Here is a 19,080-nt window from a genome sequence, read left to right as displayed (position 1 = left end):
GCCCCTGATCTTAAAGGTGCAACGACGCAAGACGGAGAATTTCGTTTTGCGTGGTGGTTTTAGTCTCAACAATTCCGGCAACAAGACCATTGCTCATTACCAGAATACGGTCAGTAATACCCAGCAGCTCCGGCATCTCGGAGGAAATAATAATGATTCCTTTGTCTTTTTTTGCCAGCTCGGCGATCAGCTGGTAAATTTCGAACTTCGCCCCAACGTCAATGCCGCGCGTGGGTTCATCGAGCATCAGAATTTCCGGCTGGGTCAATAGCCAGCGACCGATAATCACTTTTTGTTGGTTACCACCGGACAACGAACCAATTTGCGTGTGCTGCCCCGGAGTTTTCACGCGCATCGAATCAATCACCCATTGGGTATCGCTTTTCATGCGTGAATTATCCAGCAATCCGACCTTATTCTTGTATTTCTTAATATTGGAGATCAGCGAGTTAAAACCGATATCCAGGTAGGCATAAATTCCCGTCGAACGGCGCTCTTCGGTCACCAGCGCAAAGCCATGGTTGATGGCTTCATTGGCATTATGGTTATTAATCTTCTTACCGTGCAGCTTGATCGTCCCGCTGGCCTTCTCGCGAATACCAAATAACGTCTCGACGATATCGGTACGTTTCGCGCCAACCAGTCCGGCAATCCCCAGGATTTCGCCTTTGTGCAGATCGAAAGAGACATCGCGAATCGATGGCTGGCGCAGTGAGGTTAAATTGCGCACCTCAAGAATTACCTCACCCGGCTTATTCTCCTTGTTCGGGAAGCGCTGATTGAGGGAGCGGCCCACCATCATCGCGATGATCTTATCCATATCCAGCCCTTCCAGCGGCTGGGTGGCAATCCACTGGCCGTCGCGCAGGATGGTAATTTCATCGCACAGCTGGAAGATCTCTTCCATTTTGTGGGAAATATAGACTATGCCGCAGCCGCGCTCTTTCAGCTTGCGGATAATTTTAAACAGATGGTTGACCTCTTTTTCGGTTAACGAAGAAGTCGGCTCATCCATAATCACAATTTTGGCGTTATAGGAAAATGCCTTCGCAATTTCAATCATCTGCATTTGCGATACCGATAGCGTTCCGACGCGAGCGCGCGGGTCGATATCAATATCCAGCTCATCGAAAATCGCTTTGGTATCACGATACATTTTGTCCTGATCGACAAACATGCCTTTGGTGGGATAACGCCCCAGCCACATGTTGTCCATTACCGAGCGTTGCAATACCAGGTTTAATTCCTGATGAACCATTGAAATACCGTTCTCCAGGGCTTCTTTTGCCGAATGGAAATCGATCTCTTGTCCCTGAAAAAGAATACTGCCGGAATCTTTTTGATAGATTCCAAATAGGCATTTTAATAATGTAGATTTGCCCGCGCCGTTCTCCCCCATTAACGCGTGAATAGAGTGGGGACGAACCTTGAGGTTCACATTATCGAGAGCCTTGACGCCAGGAAACGATTTGTTGATGTTGCTCATTTCCAACAAATATTCGCCTGACCGTTCGCTATTATTGCTGACCATAGTTATACCTGGCTGCGTGCGTGCATACCCCAGCCGACGCATTAACGACGAGCCGGGACGGGTTCTGTATCAGTAATAATCGGGCGTACAAGCGCGTACGCCCGCAGCTTATTAAGCGATTACTTACCGATAAATTCGCTCAGATTATCTTTATCAACGCCAACGTACGGTACGCGGACAATCTTATTATCAATTTTCCATTGAGTACCGGCAGCCGGTTCTTTACCATCGGCCAGGTTTTTCGCCAGATCGAAGGTGGCTTTCGCCTGATTGTTGGCATCGTTCAGTACGGTACCCGCCATGGCGCCGGATTTCACCAGCGCCAGCGCTTCAGGCAGCGCATCGACGCCGAATACCGGAATGCTGCTCTTATTGTGCGCTTTCAGCGCTTCTACCGCGCCCATGGCCATCGCATCGTTGTTAGCGATGACGACTTCAATTTTGTTGGCATTCGGGCCAGACAGCCAGGCATCCATCTTATCTTTCGCCTGAGCGGTATCCCACATGGCGGTATCTAACGCCAGCTGCTGAGTTTTGAAGCCTTTATCGTTCAGCTCTTTAATAACGTAGGTGGTACGCGCTTCCGCATCCGGATGGCCCGGCTCGCCCTTCAGCAGGACAAACTGAATCTGGCCGTCTTTATTCAGATCCCAGTTCGGGTTCGCTTTCCAGTGCTTGGCAATCAGGTCACCCTGAATCACGCCGGACTCTTTTGAGTCGGTACCGACGTAGTACGCTTTATCGTAGCTATCCAGCGCCTTGCGGGAAGGTTCTTTGTTAAAGAACACCACCGGCACGTTCTGGCCACGCGCTTTATCGATGACCGTCCCCGCCGCCGCCGGGTCAACCAGGTTAATCGCCAGCGCCTTTACCCCTTTTGCCAGCAGGACGTCAATCTGATCGTTCTGCTTGGACTGGTCGTTTTGCGAGTCATTCATCAGCAGCTGAACATCCGGCGCTGATTTGCCATCTTTTTCAATTGCCTTACGCACCACCGACATAAAGTTGTCGTCGTATTTATAAATCGTCACGCCGATACGGGTATCTGCTGCGTGAGCCGCGGCGCCAAATAACATGCTAGCCATTACAGCAGACAGGGTTAACACCTTCTTATTCATGGAATCTCCGGTTTTATTATGCAGGGTCTTTGGTGTGAAAATGGCTGGCGAGCGTTACATTTATGTTACTGCACAGCGACATTCACGACTGTAATTCTGTCTTCCGTGTAGGGTAACGCTCCTGAAAAACGGCTTTATTAATCGTTTAACCGCCGATTACTGCTGTAAAAGTGATTAATCACCGTGACATAGTATGTTCAGACTTGTAAACGCAGCAATCATAGTCAGCTTAATGTTAACAAACTGTGAAATCACTCACATATTGAAAGCGGTTACATCAGGCAGATAATTAGTTAGTGATCGGCCCCACAATTTGCCTCTGCGCCACCGAATGTCGGCGCACCAGCGTCGGCATAAAGCAGTGGCTGGCGTCACGATCCAGCTTTCCCGCCGCGCCCTGTAGCGCCAGCTCTGTCGCCAGTTTCGCCATCGACATAATCGGATAACGGACCGTTGTCAGCTGCGGGTCGGTGTAACGGGAAATGGGGATATCATCAAAACCGATCAGCGAAAGATGCTGCGGTACGGCAATGCCGTTATCTTTAAGCGTCGTGAGCGCGCCGGCCGCCATACTGTCGTTGTAGGCGAAAACCGCGCTCAGACCAAGGTTGCGCCCCAGCAGTTCGACCATCGCCGCCTCACCGCCCTGCATATCCGGCGACCCGGATCCCACCCAGCTTTCGGGAGCGACAATGCCGTGTTCATGTAACGCCCTTAACCACCCTTCTCGCCGTAAATCATCATCTTCAATGCCGTGATTGGAAGAGAGGTAGCCGATGCGCTGGTGACCATGATTGAGCAGCATGCGGGTCGCCATCAGCGCGCCGCTGACGTTATCCAGTCCAACGCAGCGGTGGGCGTATCCCGGCACGATGCGGTTAATCAGCACCATTCCCGGCATATGCTCCATAAAATCCCCCAGCTCCGCGTCGCTCAGCGCTTTAGAGTGGACGATCAGCGCTGAACAGCGCTGGCGAATCAGCACCTCAATGGCGTTACGCTCTTTTTCCGCTTCATGATAGCTGTTGCCGATTAGCACATATTTCTGATGCTGCTGGGCGACGGTATCAACCGCTTTGACCAGCGCGCCAAAAAAGGCGTCCGACACGTCCATCACGACCACGCCGATGGTATCGCTGACCTGCGTCGCCAGCGCCTGCGCGTTGGCGTTTGGCCGATAGCCCAACAGCGTTACCGCCTTCATTACCGCTTCTCGCGTATCCGGGCTCACCAGCGCGCTGTTATTCAGCACGCGCGAAACCGTCGCGACGGAAACACCCGCCTGGCGGGCGACATCACGAATGGTGATCATACTCACCGACCTGTAGAGCATTGCAGTACGTCACACTCACCTCCTGTGTTCAGCAAGGAGGCTATTCTGGCAGCGACGTGCCGTACGCTACGTGAGTGAGGTCACAGGGATGGAAACGGTTACATCCATTTTGTTAATGATTGTGATCCAGATCGTTATCTGGATGTATCTTTTAATGATGTCCCCGACGCACGCAGGGTGAATTGACGCCATAGCCACTCAACGGGCCCTTGACGGAAATGACGTAGCCAAAACCACGAGAAGAGAAGATTAACCGCCCATACGGCCGGTACGAAGGCTAACAGCTGTAAGCGGTCATACTTCATAAACAGGCCGAAGCGGTAGAACAGGGTAGTGCAAATCAGGGTCTGCAGCAGATAGTTGGTTAGCGCCATGCGCCCGACGCAGGCAATCGCCCCCACCAGACGACTCTGACACAGCTGCGGCCAGAAGCCCCAGGCCAGCGCCGCGTAGCCGATGGTTTGCAGCGGCGCGCCCAGCTCCCGCGGCGCCTGTAGCAAAAATGCGCACCAGCGGTAGTCCCAGCCAAGATGCCACTGGGCAATAATCGAGGGCAAGTTGACCGCCATTCCGGCCGCAATCAGCAGCCCGCCGGTACGCCGATAGTGGCGAAGGCTGAACTGACCTTTGAGCCAGCCGCTGCGCATCAGCGCGGCGCCCATCAGCATCATACCGGCCAGCTGCCAGCCGTACTGCGCGCCCAGCGCCAGCAGGTTATCCGACAGCATATCCGCACGATTGCTCACCGCTTCAAAGCCGCCTTTTAGCTTCCAGTACTGCTCGTACTGCAAATTTGCCGCGTCCGGCAGCCACGAACGATTGGGCGTATTGCCGGAAATCAATCCCAGCAACAGCAGTACCGCCACGCCGATAACGTACAGCACCACGCCGGTATTAAACAGCGATTTGACATCGTGCGCGTCGCGCACCATTCGCCAGCCCACCAGCCCGACCAGCGCATAGGCCAGCAGAATATCGCCGTCCCAGAAAAACAGTCCGTGAATAAAGCCAAGCAGCGCCAGCAGCGTCAGGCGCGACTGGATCCAGCGCTTGCCGCGCGGCAGCAGAAGCTGAAGTCCGGCGCCAAACAGCAGGGCGAATAGGGTCAGGAATTTGACCTGCGCCAGCAGATCGAGAATCGCCCAGGTCCAGGCGTCGCTGGCGGAAATGTTCCCGGACCACGCCGGGTTGAGGTAAGCAGCCTTCGGTAAACCGAAGGCGCTGATATTCAGTAGCAGGATACCGAGGATGGCGACGCCGCGGACAAAGTCCAGCGTGACATTTCTCTCCATGTACCCTGCTCCGTTTTAGTTGTGGTGACGTACGGCGCGCAGGAACTCCTGGCGGGTATTCTGGCTGGATTTAAACAGGCCGCCCAGCGACGTGGTGGTGGTGGCGCTGGTGGCATCGCGAATGCCGCGCGCTTTCACGCAGTAGTGCACCGCATCGATGGAAACCGCGACGTTGCTGGTCCCCAGCAGCGTTTGCAGCGCGGTAAGGATCTGCTGCGTCAGCCGCTCCTGCACCTGCGGACGCTGGGAGAAGAACTGCACGATACGGTTAATTTTCGACAGGCCAATCACCGAATCTTTCGGGATATAGGCCACCGTGGCTTTGCCGTCAATGGTCACAAAATGGTGTTCACAGGTGCTGGTCAGGGTGATATCGCGCACGGTCACCATTTCATCAACCTGCATCTTATTTTCGATGACGGTGATTTTGGGGAACCGGGCGTAGTCCAGTCCGGAGAAGATCTCATCGACGTACATTTTGGCGATGCGATGCGGGGTCTCCATCAGGCTGTCATCACTTAGATCAAGGTTTAACAGCTGCATAATCTCGGTCATGTGTCCGGCGATCAGACGCTTGCGAGTTTCATTATCAATTTCTTGTACTGGCGGACGCAGCGGCGTCTCCAGCCCACGAGCGACCAGCGCTTCATGAACGAGTATGGCTTCTTTACTCAGTGATGACATTTTTGTTCTCCTGCAGGTGTGGCGCTCTTTGCTCTTCTGAGGGCAAAGTTTGTATTCATTGTGCGTGAGGTGACGCACAGAATCCAGTAGCCGCATCGATAATTGTTGAAATTGGCGTCACCTCTCGTTCCACGCCGCCAGACCAGCGCACTACGATGCGTCACGCAACGCCCTGCTCACCTTGCCGCAACCAAGCCAATCGCCGACCCATAGCGCGACGCCTGCCGCTGCGGCAAGGTCAGCATGTTGGTTAAAAGTTGCATTAATGATGCAATACGTTCCGAAAAGGAGGAAGTGAAAGTTACTCACGAGGGCATGAAATATCTGTATTATGGAAAATTACGCCTGAGACACTTAAGGAGCCCTGCATGGAACTGCTCGAAGAGCACCGCTGTTTTGAAGGTCGGCAGCAACGCTGGCGGCACGACTCCGCAACGCTGAACTGCGCAATGACCTTCAGCATCTTTTTACCTCCCGCCGCCGCTGACGCGCCGCCGCCGGTTCTCTACTGGCTCTCCGGCCTGACCTGCAACGATGAAAACTTCACCACCAAAGCGGGCGCTCAGCGCGTCGCCGCCGAACTGGGCATTGCGCTGGTGATGCCGGACACCAGTCCGCGCGGTGATAACGTTGCCGACGATAGCGCTTACGATCTGGGGAAAGGCGCTGGCTTTTATCTCAATGCCACCCAGGCGCCCTGGTCCGCGCATTTCCGCATGTACGATTACCTTCGCGACGAGCTGCCGCAGCTGATTGCCCGCGAGTTTAATCTCAGCGGCCGCTGCGCCATCAGCGGGCATTCCATGGGCGGCCACGGCGCGCTGGTGATGGCGCTGAAGAATCCGGGCCGCTTCGTCAGCGTTTCCGCGTTCGCGCCTATCGTTAACCCGACCCAGGTTCCCTGGGGCAAAAAAGCGTTTACCGCCTATCTGGGAGCGGATGAAGCGGCCTGGCAGGCCTGGGACAGCTGCGCGTTAATGCAGGCCAGCAGCGAGTCAGATGCGATTCCAACCCTGATTGACCAGGGCGATAGCGATACATTCCTCGCCGAACAGCTGCAGCCGGCGGTGCTGGCGGAAACCGCGCGTCAGAAAAGCTGGCCGTTAACCCTGCGTATTCAGCCCGGGTACGATCACAGCTACTACTTTATCGCCTCATTTATTGAGGACCACCTGCGCTTCCATGCCCGGCATCTCTTCTCCTGATCCTTTCAATGCGTCGTGAAGCACCTTCCCGGCGCATTGATACGCAAAATGCCTCATCATCCAATAGTCATAAAAACTAATATATACAGAGAGATAGTGTATTTTCCGTCGTCGGGGGTATGATTTTTGGCGGCGCTTGAGGCTTTCGCCTCAGAGCAGGATTGAGTTTTACCGTTGTGCTGAGGCAGAAAGAAGAAAGCCCCGAAGGTAATGTAATCACCCACGAGGCTGTCCCGATGCCTAGACAACATCAGGTTAGTCTCTTACCCGCCGTAAGGCAAGGAGAACAAACCATGAAGGTACCGCCCAACGTCCCGATCTGGTGTCTGCTCATCGTGTGTATCACGCTATTAGCGTTCACCCTGATGGTAAGAAAATCGCTTTGCGAAATTCGCTACCGCGATACGAACAGGGAGGTAGCTGCTTTTATGGCTTACGAATCCGGTAAGTAGCCACCTGGAGCGGTGGGTTCGCCCACCGCTTTTCCGTCTGGCTTCACCCTGAGCGCCTTTAGCGAGGGCTGGCAGGGAAATCTGCCAGCCCTCTTTTATCGCCCGGTCAGAAGCGGTAATCGACGGCCATAAAGTAGCGGCGCCCTTCTTCCGTATAGCTATAGTCGTCGCGGCTCAGATCCTTATCGCCCACGTTGAGTACCCCGGAGCGCAGCTTGACGTTTTTGGTGACGTTCCAGGCCGCGCCGATATCAAACATGGTGTAGCCGCCGGGCGTTTTGCCCGTCGCGCTGACCGAACGCTGTTCGCCGGTATAGTTGGCGGTGACGTAGAAGGACCAGTCGTCCAGCGGTTTCCAGTCGAGGGTACCGTTAGCGGTATGGAACGGCAGCGTTTGCAGCGGTTTATCGCCGCCGTTACTCAGGTCGCGACCATCGTTGTAGGTGTAGTTTACCGTCAGCTTCCATTCGTCGCCGAACGGCACCTTCAATTCAGTTTCTACCCCTTTGATACGCGCCTTATTGACGTTGAAGTAGCGGAATACCGGCACGCGCTTACCGTTCACCGTTTTCCAGCCGACAAAATTCGGGTAGCCCGGCGCTTCGCTGGCGCTGGAAGTACGCAGGATATCGATCATATCGTCAACGTTATTCTGGAAGGTGGTGACGCTTCCTTCCACGCCTTCAAGCCAGCCCTCTTCGCCGCGATAGTAAAGACCCAGTTCGAAGCTTTCGCTGGTTTCCGGTTTCAGATCCGGGTTACCGATAATGCTGCACGAGCCGCGGCAGGAGTTGGTGGTCCAGTCCGGGTTCAGCTGCAGCAGGGATGGCGCTTTAAATGCCGTCGCCCAGCCGCCCTTCACGGTCACGGTATCGGTGGCGTTATACACCAGATAAGCACGCGGGCTCCAGTGATCGCCATAGGTCTGGTGATCGTCCATACGGATGCCGGTGGTTAAGGCCAGAGGTTCGATTATCCGCCATTCATCTTCGAGGAACAGCGCGTACTGGCTGGCGGAAGTAGATTTACCGCCGCTGCTCAGGTTGACCGGATCTTTCAGCTTATCGTGACGCCATTCGCCACCGAAGGTCAGCAGCTGGTTGATCATGCCCAGCGGCAGAACGTATTTGCCGTCCACCGAGTTACTCTCAGATGTGATCGTTCCGGCCTGGCCCGGATTTTTATTATCCACTTTCTCGCCGTAGAATTTCAGCTCGCTATTGCCGACATCCCAGCGGCCGTTGTGGCTCAGGGAGTAGTTCTGGCGCTCAAGGCGGTTGCGGTCAAGAGAGTCGGAATCCCGATCCTGGCGATCGAACCCGTAGCCAGCGGTGATGTCCTGATTATCAGTGGGCGTCCAGGCGAATTCGACGTTGCCGTCGCGGCTGGTGAAGCCTTCAATACGCGGCGTTTCGCCAGCTGCGTTGCTGGAAGCCTGCTGATCGTCCTTGGCACGCTTTGCCAGGCTGCCGTAGGCTTTCATCCCCAGCACGCCGTCAATCAGCGGGCCGCTGGTAAAGAACTGACCATTGTACGTATCGCCGCGATCGCGGTGTTCCTGAATGGTGGTATCCGCGCTGAGGGTGCCCGTCCACTGCTGACCGACTTTTTTGGTAATGATATTGACCACGCCGCCGAGGGCGTCGGAACCATAGAGGGAAGACATCGGCCCGCGCACCACTTCGATACGCTCAATGGCATCAACCGGGATCCAGTTGAGGTCAAAATCGTTGTGGCGGAAAACGGCGTTGCGCGAGTTAACGCGTTTGCCGTCAACGAGGATCAGCGTATAGCCGCTGCTGAGGCCGCGAATGCTCACCCCTTTGCGATTATCCCCTTCGTTGGTGAGCTGCACGCCCGGCACTTCCCGCAGTACATCCTTCAGGTTTTGTACCGGTCTACGCTGCAGATCCTGTTGGGTGATAACGCTAATACTGGCGGGCGCATCTTTGACGCTCTGTTCAGTTGCCGCAGCGGTGACGACCAGCGTTTCTTCGTTAACGTCGGCGAGCGCCGGAAACGCCAGGGATACGACGGACGCGCATAATCCGGCCCGGACAAAAGGGTTTAGCCTGAACATTCCATATCTCCATGAGGTGTACAACAAAACAAACAAAAAAGGTCCTGCTCACAGGTACTGTCGGCATAGCGCTCTAACGGCGTATGCGCGCAATTTTTTACAGTAGATGTGGCTGGTCGCCCCTTGTCAGTCTGACCCTCTGCAAGATACGGGGATTGGCTTCATCCTGAATTTGGCGGAAATGATAAAGATAATGATTACAATTATCAATAAAATTATGAATAACTGTATCAACATGTAAGAATCGCAGACATAAAAAAACCCTCTCGATGAGAGGGTTTTATCTTACGGCGTCAGCTGACCTTAGCTTTTAAAACGCTCCGGGAACTTCATTTCGCTGTAGCGCACAAAACGCGTTCCTTTCGCCAGCTTGTAACCGAACCAGATCACCAGGAACAGCGGAATGCCGATATAGGTTGCCGCCACGCCGCCCCAGTCGATGGTATCTTTGAGGAACGCTTCGTAATTCTGGCCCAGGGTAATGATCAGGCACAGCACGAAAGCGAAGATCGGCCCCAGCGGGAAAAAGCCGGAACGATACGGCAGATCGTTGAGATCGTTCCCCTGCAGCACGTAGCCGCGACGGAAGCGATAGTGGCTAATGGCAATCCCCAGCCAGGCGATAAAGCCGGTCATGCCGGAGGTATTCAGCAGCCACAGGTAAACGGTCTGATTACCGAACATCGAGCTCAGGAAGCACAGCCCTGCAATCACCGTGGTGGCATACAGCGCATTACGCGGCACGCCGCCTTTGGACAGCTTAGAGAAAATACGCGGCGCTTTGCCATCGCAGGCCAGGGTGTAGAGCATGCGGGTGGACGCGTACATCCCGGAGTTACCCGCCGACAGTACCGCCGTCAGAATAACCGCGTTCATAATCGCCGCCGCCGACAGCAGCCCCGCGTGCTGGAAGACCAGCGTGAACGGGCTGACGGAAATATCTTTCACGTCGTTACGCAGCAGGCTCGGGTCGGTATACGGAATAATCAGGCTGATGATCAGGATGGCGAACACATAGAACAGCAGGATACGCCAGAACACCTGCCGCACGGCGCGCGGAATGTTCTTCTCCGGGTTTTCCGACTCGCCGGCCGCGATGCCGATAAGCTCGGTTCCCTGGAACGAGAAGCCGACAATCATCGCCACGCCAATCATCGCCGCAAAGCCGCCGGCAAACGGCGCATCGTCGACAACCCAGTTGCTCCAGCCCGCAGGCTGTGCGCCTTTAAAGATGCCAAAGATCATCATCACGCCGACAATAATAAAGATGATGACGGTGGCCACTTTGATCAGCGAGAACCAGTATTCCGCTTCACCAAAGCCTTTTACCGAGATCCAGTTCAGCAGGAACATGATGCCGAGGAACAGCGCGCTCCAGACCCAGCCGGGTGCATCGGGGAACCAGTAGGTCATCACCAGCTGAGCGGCAACGAGGTCAACGGCGATGGTCACCGCCCAGTTGTACCAGTAGTTCCAGCCCAGTGCGAAGCCAAAGCCTTCCTCAACGTAATTCTGCCCGTAGGTGGCAAAAGAGCCGGACACCGGCATAAACGCCGCCAGCTCGCCGAGGCTGGTCATCAGGAAATAAACCATCAGGCCGATGAGAATATAAGAGAGCAGCGCCCCACCCGGGCCCGCCTGAGAAATCGTTGCGCCAGAGGCAACAAAAAGACCTGTACCTATGGAACCGCCAATCGCGATCATGGTCAAGTGGCGCGCCTTCAGTTCACGACGTAAACCGGGCGCTTCTGTGGTTTTAGTATCCGAAACCATGTGAAAATGCTATCCATCCAAAAAACGAGGCGAGATTGTAGCAGAGTGTCTGTGATCCATCCGATACAATTGCAAAGTTATAAGAGAGCTTCATGATCGAGCATGGATTATTAGTAAAGCATGAAATCCCGAAAACGCCAGCGCGCGTGGCGTCCGCTTTTACACGTCGCAATAATGCAGAAACCGCTGTAATGCCTTGGAAATATGCTTCTGCCGGTGATGAATGCGCCACAAGGTGCGGGTTAAGCGCGGCAGCGGAATCGTCAGCTCCACCAGCGATCCGACTTCAAGCTGCTCCGCCACCACGCGTCGCGACAGGCAGCTAATGCCCAGACCGTGGCGTACCGCGTGCTTGATGGCTTCCGAGTTGCCCAGCTCCATCCCAAGATGAAACGCCGGTAAATGCGAGAGTAATAAATAGTCGACGATTTCCCGGGTCCCGGAGCCGTGCTCGCGTAAAATCCACGGCGCTTCCGCCAGCCGTTGCAGCGTCACCTCCCCTGCCAGCAGCGGCGAATCCGGCGCGGCAAAGACCACCAGCTCATCTTCCAGCCAGGGTTCGGCGATAATATCCGCGGCGTGACAGGGACCTTCAATCAGCCCGATATCCACGCGCAGATCGGCCACCGCATTGATCACGTCCTGGCTATTGCCCACGCTCAGCTCCAGGGGTAAATCCGGCAGATCGCGTCGATAGCGCGCAATGATTTCCGGCAGAATATAGTTGCCGATGGTGCTGCTGGCGTAGACGCGGATCGCGCCGTTGTCGCCGCGAAACAGCTGCTCTATCTCCAGCGCCCGCTCCAGCAGCGCCAGCGCCCGCGGATAAAGCAGCCTGCCGTGCTCGTTGACCACCAGCCTTTTCCCTACGCGGTCAAAGAGCTGCACCCCCAGCTGCCCTTCCAGTTCGGTCAGCGCCGCGCTAACCGCCGACTGGGAAAGCGCCAGCATTTGCGACGCCTGAGTGGTCGATCCGCTTTTTAAAACTTCAGCAAAAACTTCCAGCTGACGTAGCGTGATATGCATATTTTTTCCTGCCTTTATAGACGACTCGCGATCCGCGGCGTGAGGCTGAGGCCCATCGTTCTCAAACCGCGAAACCGCGTTTTTACCACTTATTTCGATTAATTATAAATATATAATCAATTTTATATTTAAACCAGCGAGTCGTATGCTTTTCCCAGACAAAGGAGAAGGTTATGACAGCACTCACTTTACCGACTAAACATCGCCCATTGCGGCACTTTGCACCTGGACTGGCGCTCACCGCCCTGCTCACCGGCGCAGCGCTGTGGGCCGGTAGCTTTCCGGCTATCGCCGGCGCGGGCTTCAGCGCCCTCACGCTGGCCATTTTATTCGGCATGGTCATCGGTAACACGGTTTACCCGAAAATCTGGCAGCCCTGCGACGGCGGCGTGATTTTTGCCAAGCAGCACCTGCTGCGCCTCGGCATCATCTTATACGGCTTTCGCCTGACGTTCGCCCAGATTGCCGACGTCGGCGTCGGCGGTATCGTGATTGACGTTCTGACGCTTTCCAGCACCTTTTTGATCGCCTGTTTTCTTGGGCAAAAGGTTTTCGGCCTCGATAAACATACCAGCTGGCTGATTGGCGCCGGCAGCAGCATCTGCGGCGCGGCAGCGGTACTGGCGACGGAACCGGTCGTCAAAGCGGAGGCCAGCAAAGTCACGGTCGCCGTCGCCACGGTGGTGATTTTCGGTACCATTGCCATCTTCCTGTACCCGGCGATTTATCCCTTCCTGGCGCACTGGTTCACGCCGGAAGCCTACGGCATTTATATGGGTTCGACGATGCATGAGGTTGCTCAGGTTGTCGCGGCAGGCCACGCGGTGGGTCCGGATGCGGAAAACGCGGCGGTGATTGCAAAAATGCTGCGCGTGATGATGCTGGCTCCGTTCCTGCTGTTCCTCGCCGCGCGCGTGAAGCAATTAGCCCCGGCAAACGGCGGTGAGAAAAGTAAAATCACCATTCCGTGGTTTGCGATCCTGTTTATTCTGGTGGCGGTGTTTAACTCCTTCCACCTGCTGCCGAAAGCGGTTGTCGATATGCTGGTCACGCTGGATACCGTACTGCTGGCGATGGCGATGGCCGCCCTCGGCCTGACCACCCACGTCAGCGCGCTGAAAAAAGCCGGCGCCAAACCGCTGCTGATGGCGCTGATGCTCTTCGTCTGGCTGATTGTCGGCGGCGGCGCGATTAACCTGGCCATTCATAGCCTGATGGCCTGAAGCCCCTCGCTACTCAGGTTGTATTAAGGATGATGTAACTCTCCGGCTAAGCCGCTATCATTACCCTCCCCCCAGCGGCTTAACTGGAGTTTTTTTATGAAATATATTGGAGCGCACGTCAGCGCCTCCGGCGGTGTAGCCAACGCCGCCATTCGCGCAGCCGAAATCGGCGCGACCGCATTTGCCCTCTTTACCAAAAACCAGCGCCAGTGGCGCGCCGCCCCTCTGAGCGACGAAACCATTGCTGAATTTAAAGCCGCCTGCGAAAAGTACCAGTTCGGCCCGGGGCAAATTCTGCCGCACGACAGCTATCTGATAAACCTCGGTCATCCGGTTGAGGACGCGCTGGAAAAATCCCGCGATGCCTTTATTGATGAACTCTCCCGCTGCCAGCAGCTCGGCCTGACGCTGCTGAATTTCCATCCGGGTAGCCATCTGCAGCAAATACCGGAAGACGAATGTCTGGCGCGTATCGCCGAATCGATCAATATCGCGCTGGCAAAAACCGAAGGCGTCACGGCGGTCATTGAAAACACCGCCGGCCAGGGCAGTAACCTGGGCTTTAAGTTTGAGCATCTGGCGGCCATCATCGACGGAGTGGAAGATAAATCACGCGTCGGCGTGTGCATTGATACCTGTCACGCCTTCGCCGCCGGCTACGACCTGCGCAGCGCCGAAGAGTGCGAAAAAACCTTCGCTGATTTCGACCGAATTGTGGGTTTCCAGTATCTGCGCGGTATGCACCTGAACGATGCGAAAAGCGCGTTCGCCAGCCGCGTTGACCGTCACCACAGCCTGGGTGAAGGCAATATTGGCCATGATGCTTTCCGCTGGATTATGCAGGACCGCCGCTTTGACGGTATCCCGCTGATTCTGGAAACGATCAATCCTGATATCTGGGCGGAAGAGATCGCCTGGCTGCGGGCGCAGCAAACGGAAGAGGCCACGGTCTGATATGAACGACAGGGAAAAGCAGATCCTCAAAATTTTGCGGCGCAATCCGCTAATTCAGCAGCATGAGATTGCCGATATTCTGCAGATTAGCCGCTCCCGCGTGGCCGCGCATATTATGGACCTCACGCGTAAGGGGGCCATCAAGGGCAAAGGCTACATCCTTACCGAGCAGGAGTACTGCGTCTCGCTGGGCGCGGTGAATATGGATATCCGCGGAATTGCCGATATTCATTATCCTCAACCGGTCTCCAACCCGGGGAATATCCAGTGCTCTGCCGGCGGCGTGGCGCGGAACATCGCGCATAACCTGGCGCTGCTGGGCCGCGATGTGCATTTGATTTCCGCCGTCGGCAGCGACTTTTACGGCGAAACGCTGCTGGAGCAAACCCGCCAGGCGGGCGTTAACGTGCAAAGCTGTATCCGCCTGCACGGCCATAACACCGCCACCTACCTCTCCATCGCTAACCCGCAGGAAGAGACGGTGCTGGCGATTAACGATACGCATATTTTACAGTCGCTCACGCCCCAGCTGCTGAATCAGTACCGGGATCTGCTGACGCATGCCGGCGTCGTTCTGGTCGATTGTAATTTGACGGAGCAGTCGCTGGAGTGGGTATTTACCCTGGCTAACGGCATCCCGGTATTTGTTGATACCGTGTCCGAGTTTAAAGCGCACCGCATTCGCCCATGGCTGGGGAAGATCCACACCCTCAAGCCCACGCTGCGCGAACTCCAGATCCTATGGGGACAGGCTATCGAAAACGACGCGGATCGCGATCGGGCGCTAGCATGGCTGCACGAAAGGGGAACTCAGCGGGTGGTGATTTGCTCGGAAGACGACGCTGTTTTCTGTAGCGAAGCAGGGGGTGAACGCTTCCGGATGAGTCTGCCGGACCATACGACGATAGACAGCTTCGGCGCCGACGATGCGCTAATGGCAGGGCTACTTTATAGCTATCTCGACGGTAGCGACTTTAAAGAAAGCGTCGCTTTCGCCATGGCCTGCACCGCCATCACCCGCGCCAGCGACGGTATCAACAACCCCTCGTTGTCCGTTGATAACGCGCTCAATTTACTTCCCGGCGTGGCGTAGCGCGCACCGCAGGCGCGGTGCGCGCAGCCTGTTATGCCAGGCCAATAAAGAACCCGGCAATGGTGGCGCTCATCAGGTTAGAGAGCGTGGCCGCCGCCAGGGCGCGCAGCCCAAGCTGGGCAATCTCCGGCGCGCGCTGCGGTGAAATGGCCGAAAACGCCCCGACAACCACGCCGATCGACCCAAAGTTGGCGAAACCGCACAGCGCGAACGAGATGATCGCAACGGTTTTCACGTCCAGATTGCCGCCAGCTTGCAGATAGGGTGAAAAGTTGAGGTAGGCGACGAATTCGTTTATCGCCAGCTTTTGGCCAATCAGGCTGCCCGCCAGCGTCGCATCGCTCCAGTCAACGCCCATAATCCATGCCAGCGGCGCGAGCAGGAAGCCGAAAATTCCCTCCAGCGTGGCGTGACCGTAGCCAAACCAGCCGCCAATGCCGCCGATAATACCGTTCAGCAGAGCAATAATCGCCACAAACGCCATCACTACCGTTGCCACCCCGGCGGCAATTTTCAGGCCGGTCATCGCCCCTGACGCCGCCGCCTCGATAACGCTTTTCGGCGGCGTCTCGGTGAAGGAGAGATTGTCGAAAGTGACCTGGGATACTTCGGTTGCCGGACTCAGCATACGGGCAAACAGAATCCCGCCGGGGATAGCCATAAGCGAAGCGGCCAGCAGATAATCAATCGGCACGCCCATACCGGCATAGCCGATCATCATCGACCCGGCGATCGACGCCATCCCGCTGCAAATCGCGGTAAAAAGCTCATTGCGGTTGAGCTTGTTGATAAACGGTTTGACGATCGCTGGGATCTCATTTTGCCCAAGAAAAATGGTGGTCACGGCGACAAAAGACTCAATTTTGCTGATATTCAGCGCCTTCTGGAAGATGCCGCCGAGAATCCGGATCAGCAGCCCCATCACGCCGAGGTAGTAAAGCAGGCTTATCAGCGCGGTGACAAAAATGATGGCGGGCAGCACGCGGAAGGCGAAGATAAAGCCGGCGCCGTCAAACAGCACGTCCATCTTCGGGCCGACCAGTGAACCAAAAATAAACGCGCTTCCGGCGTCGCTATAGGACATGACTTTATGTACCCCAAGCGCGGCCTGCTCGACCAGCCACTTGCCCGGCGGAAAGTAGAGCATCACCCCGCCAATGACGATTTGCAGCAGCAGCGCCGCCCCTACCGTTCTGACGCTGATGCGTTTTTTATTGACTGACAGCGCAAAGGCAATGGCCAGCAACACCACCATCCCCAGAAGACTTCTCATAATGTCCATAATGATATCCTTACCTGGTGGAAAACCCGGCGCGAGCCAGGCTTTCGGTATCGTTGATATCGGGGCGGGCAACCGCAAACGGCCCGCAACTGTCGTCAGGCTACCTGCTGATACTCTTTGGCAATCTCGCAGGCCAGAATGGCGTTGTTGAAGACCAACTGAATATTGGATTTCAGGCTGTCTCCGCCGGTCAGCTCCGCGACGCGGGCCAGCAGGAACGGCGTACTCGCTTTCCCCACCACGCCCTGCTCTTCCGCCTCCTTCACCGCCCGGTTGATGGCGGCGTTGATTTTCTCTTCCGGCATCGCGAACGCTTCAGGAATGGGGTTCGCCACCACCATGCCGCCATTCAGACCCGACTGCCATTTCACCGCCATCGCTTTGGCGATCTCTTTGGCGCTATTGAGGCGAATGCTGACGTCAAACGGGCTGGTTCGGCAGAAGAATGCCGGCAGCGCAGAGGTTTGATAACCAATAAGCGGAACGCCAAACGTTTCTAAATATTCGGTCGTTAAACCGAGATCGAGAATAGATTTTGCACCGGCGCAGACGACGGTGACGTTGGTATTTGCCAGCTCCTGCAAATCGGCGGAAATATCAAACGTGTGCTCGGCTCCGCGATGTACACCGCCAATACCGCCGGTAGCGAAGACTTTAATCCCGGCCATTGCGGCAATAATCATGGTGGACGCCACGGTGGTCGCGCCATTTAATCCCGCGGCGACAACAAAGGGTAAATCACGACGACTAACTTTGGCGACGTTATGCCCTTCGCGACCCAGCAGTTCAATTTCTTCACGGCTTAAGCCAACTTTCATGACGCCATGAATAATCGCAATGGTTGCCGGCACCGCCCCCTGGCGACGAATGGTTTCTTCTACTTCCAGCGCCGTTTGCGCATTTTCCGGAAATGGCATGCCGTGAGAAATAATGGTCGATTCCAGCGCCACTACTGGCTGATTATTTTTCAACGCCTGCTGAACTTCCGCAGAAACCTGTAATAATTCAGAGGAAATATTTAATTCAGACATATTCTTTCTCCACTACCTTTTTTACGTTGGCGTAAGATAATTCAGGGTTATTGGTGAATTCCGATGAGAGCGCCAGAGAAGAGCATCCCTGAGCAAACTTCACCGCTTGCGAAAATGAACAGCCGTCGAGCCAGCAGCAGGCAAGGCCGGCCATCATGGCGTCACCGGCGCCGGTGACGTTAACGACCTGAGTTTTCAGCGGCGCTGACCAGCCGCGTTCGCCCTCTTTCTCACTGTAGTAAACCCCGTCGCCGCCCATGCTCAGCACCAGGCGCTTCAGGCCACGCTGATGAAACCAGTCGGCAACGCGCGCGACGTCATCCGTGCCGGACAGCGCGATGCCGCTCAGCGTTTCAGCTTCAATTCGGTTCGGTTTCAGGGTGTGAATACGCCCCAGATGCTGGCTGATTTTCACGCACTTCCAGGCTGAAACCGGATCGACAAAAACGGGCGTTGCGCCGCTATTTTCCATCAGCCAGGCGAGAGCGGCCTCGCTGATATTGCAATCAACGACAATCACCGCGGCATTGCGGATAAAATCATGATGCTGTCTTAAAAACGCTGGCGTAATATGTTCAGTGATGCTCATATCATTAATCGCCACCAGCATTTCACCGGTATTATCAAGCAGCGATAAATAGCTTGAAGTACCTTCCCCCTGGATAACCTGACATTTATCGACGTGAACCCCGGACTGGGCCGTTTGTTTTAATAGAGAGTGGCCATAAAAATCGTCACCGACAACCGATAATAGCCACGCTGTTTTATTTAACAAGGCAATGTTTTGCGCAATGTTTCGCCCTACGCCGCCGGGAGTATATTTTATTTTCCCGGGGTTAGAATCCGCATAGTTCAACGATACATTGGAATAACCAGCAACATCCATATTTGCCGATCCAATAATTACAACGTAATCATTTTCAGGCATAAAAATACCCTCCAGCATAAAAAATGCTATGGCAGTGGAATTATTGAATATCAATAAATAAGCATACTCCCATTC

At 55.3% G+C, this 19,080-nt stretch carries 16 protein-coding genes; 5 read left to right on the top strand and 11 right to left on the bottom strand.

Going from position 1 to position 19,080, the window contains the following annotated elements:
* Positions 1-10: 10 nt before the first annotated feature.
* The 5 genes from mglA to folE all read right to left on the bottom strand — a co-directional run bounded on the left by mglA (position 11) and on the right by folE (position 5,958).
* Positions 11-1,531, bottom strand: a complete 1,521-nt coding sequence (mglA, locus tag CDA56_RS19445; protein ID WP_049071642.1) for a galactose/methyl galactoside ABC transporter ATP-binding protein MglA — start codon at positions 1,529-1,531, stop codon at positions 11-13.
* A 119-nt stretch (positions 1,532-1,650) separates the two neighbouring features.
* Positions 1,651-2,649: a galactose/glucose ABC transporter substrate-binding protein MglB gene (gene mglB, locus CDA56_RS19440; protein ID WP_014230154.1), complete on the bottom strand. Its 999-nt coding sequence runs from the start codon at positions 2,647-2,649 to the stop codon at positions 1,651-1,653.
* 289 nt (positions 2,650-2,938) lie between these two features.
* The gene (gene galS, locus CDA56_RS19435; protein ID WP_014230155.1) at positions 2,939-3,961 is read right to left on the bottom strand and encodes an HTH-type transcriptional regulator GalS; all 1,023 of its coding nucleotides are present in this window, start codon (positions 3,959-3,961) and stop codon (positions 2,939-2,941) included.
* A gap of 155 nt (positions 3,962-4,116) precedes the next feature.
* Positions 4,117-5,274, bottom strand: a complete 1,158-nt coding sequence (gene yeiB / locus CDA56_RS19425) for a DUF418 domain-containing protein YeiB (RefSeq protein WP_032719902.1) — start codon at positions 5,272-5,274, stop codon at positions 4,117-4,119.
* 15 nt (positions 5,275-5,289) lie between these two features.
* Positions 5,290-5,958: a GTP cyclohydrolase I FolE gene (gene folE, locus CDA56_RS19420; RefSeq protein WP_004103895.1), complete on the bottom strand. Its 669-nt coding sequence runs from the start codon at positions 5,956-5,958 to the stop codon at positions 5,290-5,292.
* 368 nt (positions 5,959-6,326) lie between these two features.
* Between folE and fghA the strand changes: the two genes are divergently transcribed.
* Positions 6,327-7,163 carry an S-formylglutathione hydrolase gene (gene fghA / locus CDA56_RS19415; protein ID WP_014839058.1) on the top strand — a complete coding sequence of 279 codons (837 nt, stop codon included), beginning with the start codon at positions 6,327-6,329 and terminating at the stop codon, positions 7,161-7,163.
* Positions 7,164-7,456: 293 nt separating this feature from the next.
* Positions 7,457-7,615 (top strand): type I toxin-antitoxin system Hok/Gef family toxin, encoded by a 159-nt coding sequence (locus CDA56_RS31290; RefSeq protein WP_025106750.1) that lies wholly within the window; start codon positions 7,457-7,459, stop codon positions 7,613-7,615.
* A 106-nt stretch (positions 7,616-7,721) separates the two neighbouring features.
* On the opposite strand, the gene cirA is transcribed toward CDA56_RS31290, so the two are convergent.
* The 3 genes from cirA to yieE all read right to left on the bottom strand — a co-directional run bounded on the left by cirA (position 7,722) and on the right by yieE (position 12,494).
* Complete coding sequence (gene cirA, locus CDA56_RS19400) at positions 7,722-9,695, bottom strand: catecholate siderophore receptor CirA (protein ID WP_014230158.1); 1,974 nt, start codon at positions 9,693-9,695, stop codon at positions 7,722-7,724.
* A gap of 303 nt (positions 9,696-9,998) precedes the next feature.
* Positions 9,999-11,468 (bottom strand): amino acid permease, encoded by a 1,470-nt coding sequence (locus CDA56_RS19395; RefSeq protein ID WP_004852681.1) that lies wholly within the window; start codon positions 11,466-11,468, stop codon positions 9,999-10,001.
* A gap of 159 nt (positions 11,469-11,627) precedes the next feature.
* The gene (gene yieE / locus CDA56_RS19385; protein WP_014839059.1) at positions 11,628-12,494 is read right to left on the bottom strand and encodes a DNA-binding transcriptional regulator YeiE; all 867 of its coding nucleotides are present in this window, start codon (positions 12,492-12,494) and stop codon (positions 11,628-11,630) included.
* Positions 12,495-12,667: 173 nt separating this feature from the next.
* On the opposite strand from yieE, the gene CDA56_RS19380 reads away from it, so the two are divergent.
* From CDA56_RS19380 to CDA56_RS19370, 3 genes are all read left to right on the top strand, one after another.
* Positions 12,668-13,717: a YeiH family protein gene (locus CDA56_RS19380; protein ID WP_014230161.1), complete on the top strand. Its 1,050-nt coding sequence runs from the start codon at positions 12,668-12,670 to the stop codon at positions 13,715-13,717.
* A gap of 96 nt (positions 13,718-13,813) precedes the next feature.
* Complete coding sequence (gene nfo / locus CDA56_RS19375) at positions 13,814-14,671, top strand: deoxyribonuclease IV (protein WP_014230162.1); 858 nt, start codon at positions 13,814-13,816, stop codon at positions 14,669-14,671.
* Position 14,672: 1 nt separating this feature from the next.
* On the top strand, positions 14,673-15,764 hold the full coding sequence (locus CDA56_RS19370; protein WP_014839060.1) for a sugar kinase: 1,092 nt from the start codon (positions 14,673-14,675) through the stop codon (positions 15,762-15,764).
* A 31-nt stretch (positions 15,765-15,795) separates the two neighbouring features.
* Here CDA56_RS19370 and CDA56_RS19365 read toward each other — a convergent pair whose 3' ends face one another.
* From CDA56_RS19365 to CDA56_RS19355, 3 genes are all read right to left on the bottom strand, one after another.
* Positions 15,796-17,046 carry a NupC/NupG family nucleoside CNT transporter gene (locus tag CDA56_RS19365; RefSeq protein ID WP_048260729.1) on the bottom strand — a complete coding sequence of 417 codons (1,251 nt, stop codon included), beginning with the start codon at positions 17,044-17,046 and terminating at the stop codon, positions 15,796-15,798.
* Between the two features lie 95 nt (positions 17,047-17,141).
* Positions 17,142-18,077: a pseudouridine-5'-phosphate glycosidase gene (locus CDA56_RS19360; protein ID WP_004852691.1), complete on the bottom strand. Its 936-nt coding sequence runs from the start codon at positions 18,075-18,077 to the stop codon at positions 17,142-17,144.
* Positions 18,070-19,005 carry a pseudouridine kinase gene (locus CDA56_RS19355; RefSeq protein WP_025106748.1) on the bottom strand — a complete coding sequence of 312 codons (936 nt, stop codon included), beginning with the start codon at positions 19,003-19,005 and terminating at the stop codon, positions 18,070-18,072. The genes CDA56_RS19360 and CDA56_RS19355 overlap by 8 nt, the downstream gene beginning before the upstream one ends.
* Between the last annotated feature and the right edge of the window lie 75 nt (positions 19,006-19,080).

The organism is Klebsiella michiganensis (genome assembly GCF_002925905.1).
Lineage (GTDB): Bacteria > Pseudomonadota > Gammaproteobacteria > Enterobacterales > Enterobacteriaceae > Klebsiella > Klebsiella michiganensis.
Note: the sequence above shows the minus strand (reverse complement) of the source record. Positions and strands in the feature narration are given on the sequence as shown.

Excerpts from the sequence above, each read along its gene's own strand:
- mglA (WP_049071642.1), bottom strand. The coding sequence starts at position 1,531 with ATGGTCAGCAATAATAGCGAACGGTCAGGCGAATATTTGTTGGAAATG.
- mglB (WP_014230154.1), bottom strand. The coding sequence starts at position 2,649 with ATGAATAAGAAGGTGTTAACCCTGTCTGCTGTAATGGCTAGCATGTTA.
- galS (WP_014230155.1), bottom strand. The coding sequence starts at position 3,961 with ATGATCACCATTCGTGATGTCGCCCGCCAGGCGGGTGTTTCCGTCGCG.
- yeiB (WP_032719902.1), bottom strand. The coding sequence starts at position 5,274 with ATGGAGAGAAATGTCACGCTGGACTTTGTCCGCGGCGTCGCCATCCTC.
- folE (WP_004103895.1), bottom strand. The coding sequence starts at position 5,958 with ATGTCATCACTGAGTAAAGAAGCCATACTCGTTCATGAAGCGCTGGTC.
- fghA (WP_014839058.1), top strand. The coding sequence starts at position 6,327 with ATGGAACTGCTCGAAGAGCACCGCTGTTTTGAAGGTCGGCAGCAACGC.
- CDA56_RS31290 (WP_025106750.1), top strand. The coding sequence starts at position 7,457 with ATGAAGGTACCGCCCAACGTCCCGATCTGGTGTCTGCTCATCGTGTGT.
- cirA (WP_014230158.1), bottom strand. The coding sequence starts at position 9,695 with ATGTTCAGGCTAAACCCTTTTGTCCGGGCCGGATTATGCGCGTCCGTC.
- CDA56_RS19395 (WP_004852681.1), bottom strand. The coding sequence starts at position 11,468 with ATGGTTTCGGATACTAAAACCACAGAAGCGCCCGGTTTACGTCGTGAA.
- yieE (WP_014839059.1), bottom strand. The coding sequence starts at position 12,494 with ATGCATATCACGCTACGTCAGCTGGAAGTTTTTGCTGAAGTTTTAAAA.
- CDA56_RS19380 (WP_014230161.1), top strand. The coding sequence starts at position 12,668 with ATGACAGCACTCACTTTACCGACTAAACATCGCCCATTGCGGCACTTT.
- nfo (WP_014230162.1), top strand. The coding sequence starts at position 13,814 with ATGAAATATATTGGAGCGCACGTCAGCGCCTCCGGCGGTGTAGCCAAC.
- CDA56_RS19370 (WP_014839060.1), top strand. The coding sequence starts at position 14,673 with ATGAACGACAGGGAAAAGCAGATCCTCAAAATTTTGCGGCGCAATCCG.
- CDA56_RS19365 (WP_048260729.1), bottom strand. The coding sequence starts at position 17,046 with ATGGACATTATGAGAAGTCTTCTGGGGATGGTGGTGTTGCTGGCCATT.
- CDA56_RS19360 (WP_004852691.1), bottom strand. The coding sequence starts at position 18,077 with ATGTCTGAATTAAATATTTCCTCTGAATTATTACAGGTTTCTGCGGAA.
- CDA56_RS19355 (WP_025106748.1), bottom strand. The coding sequence starts at position 19,005 with ATGCCTGAAAATGATTACGTTGTAATTATTGGATCGGCAAATATGGAT.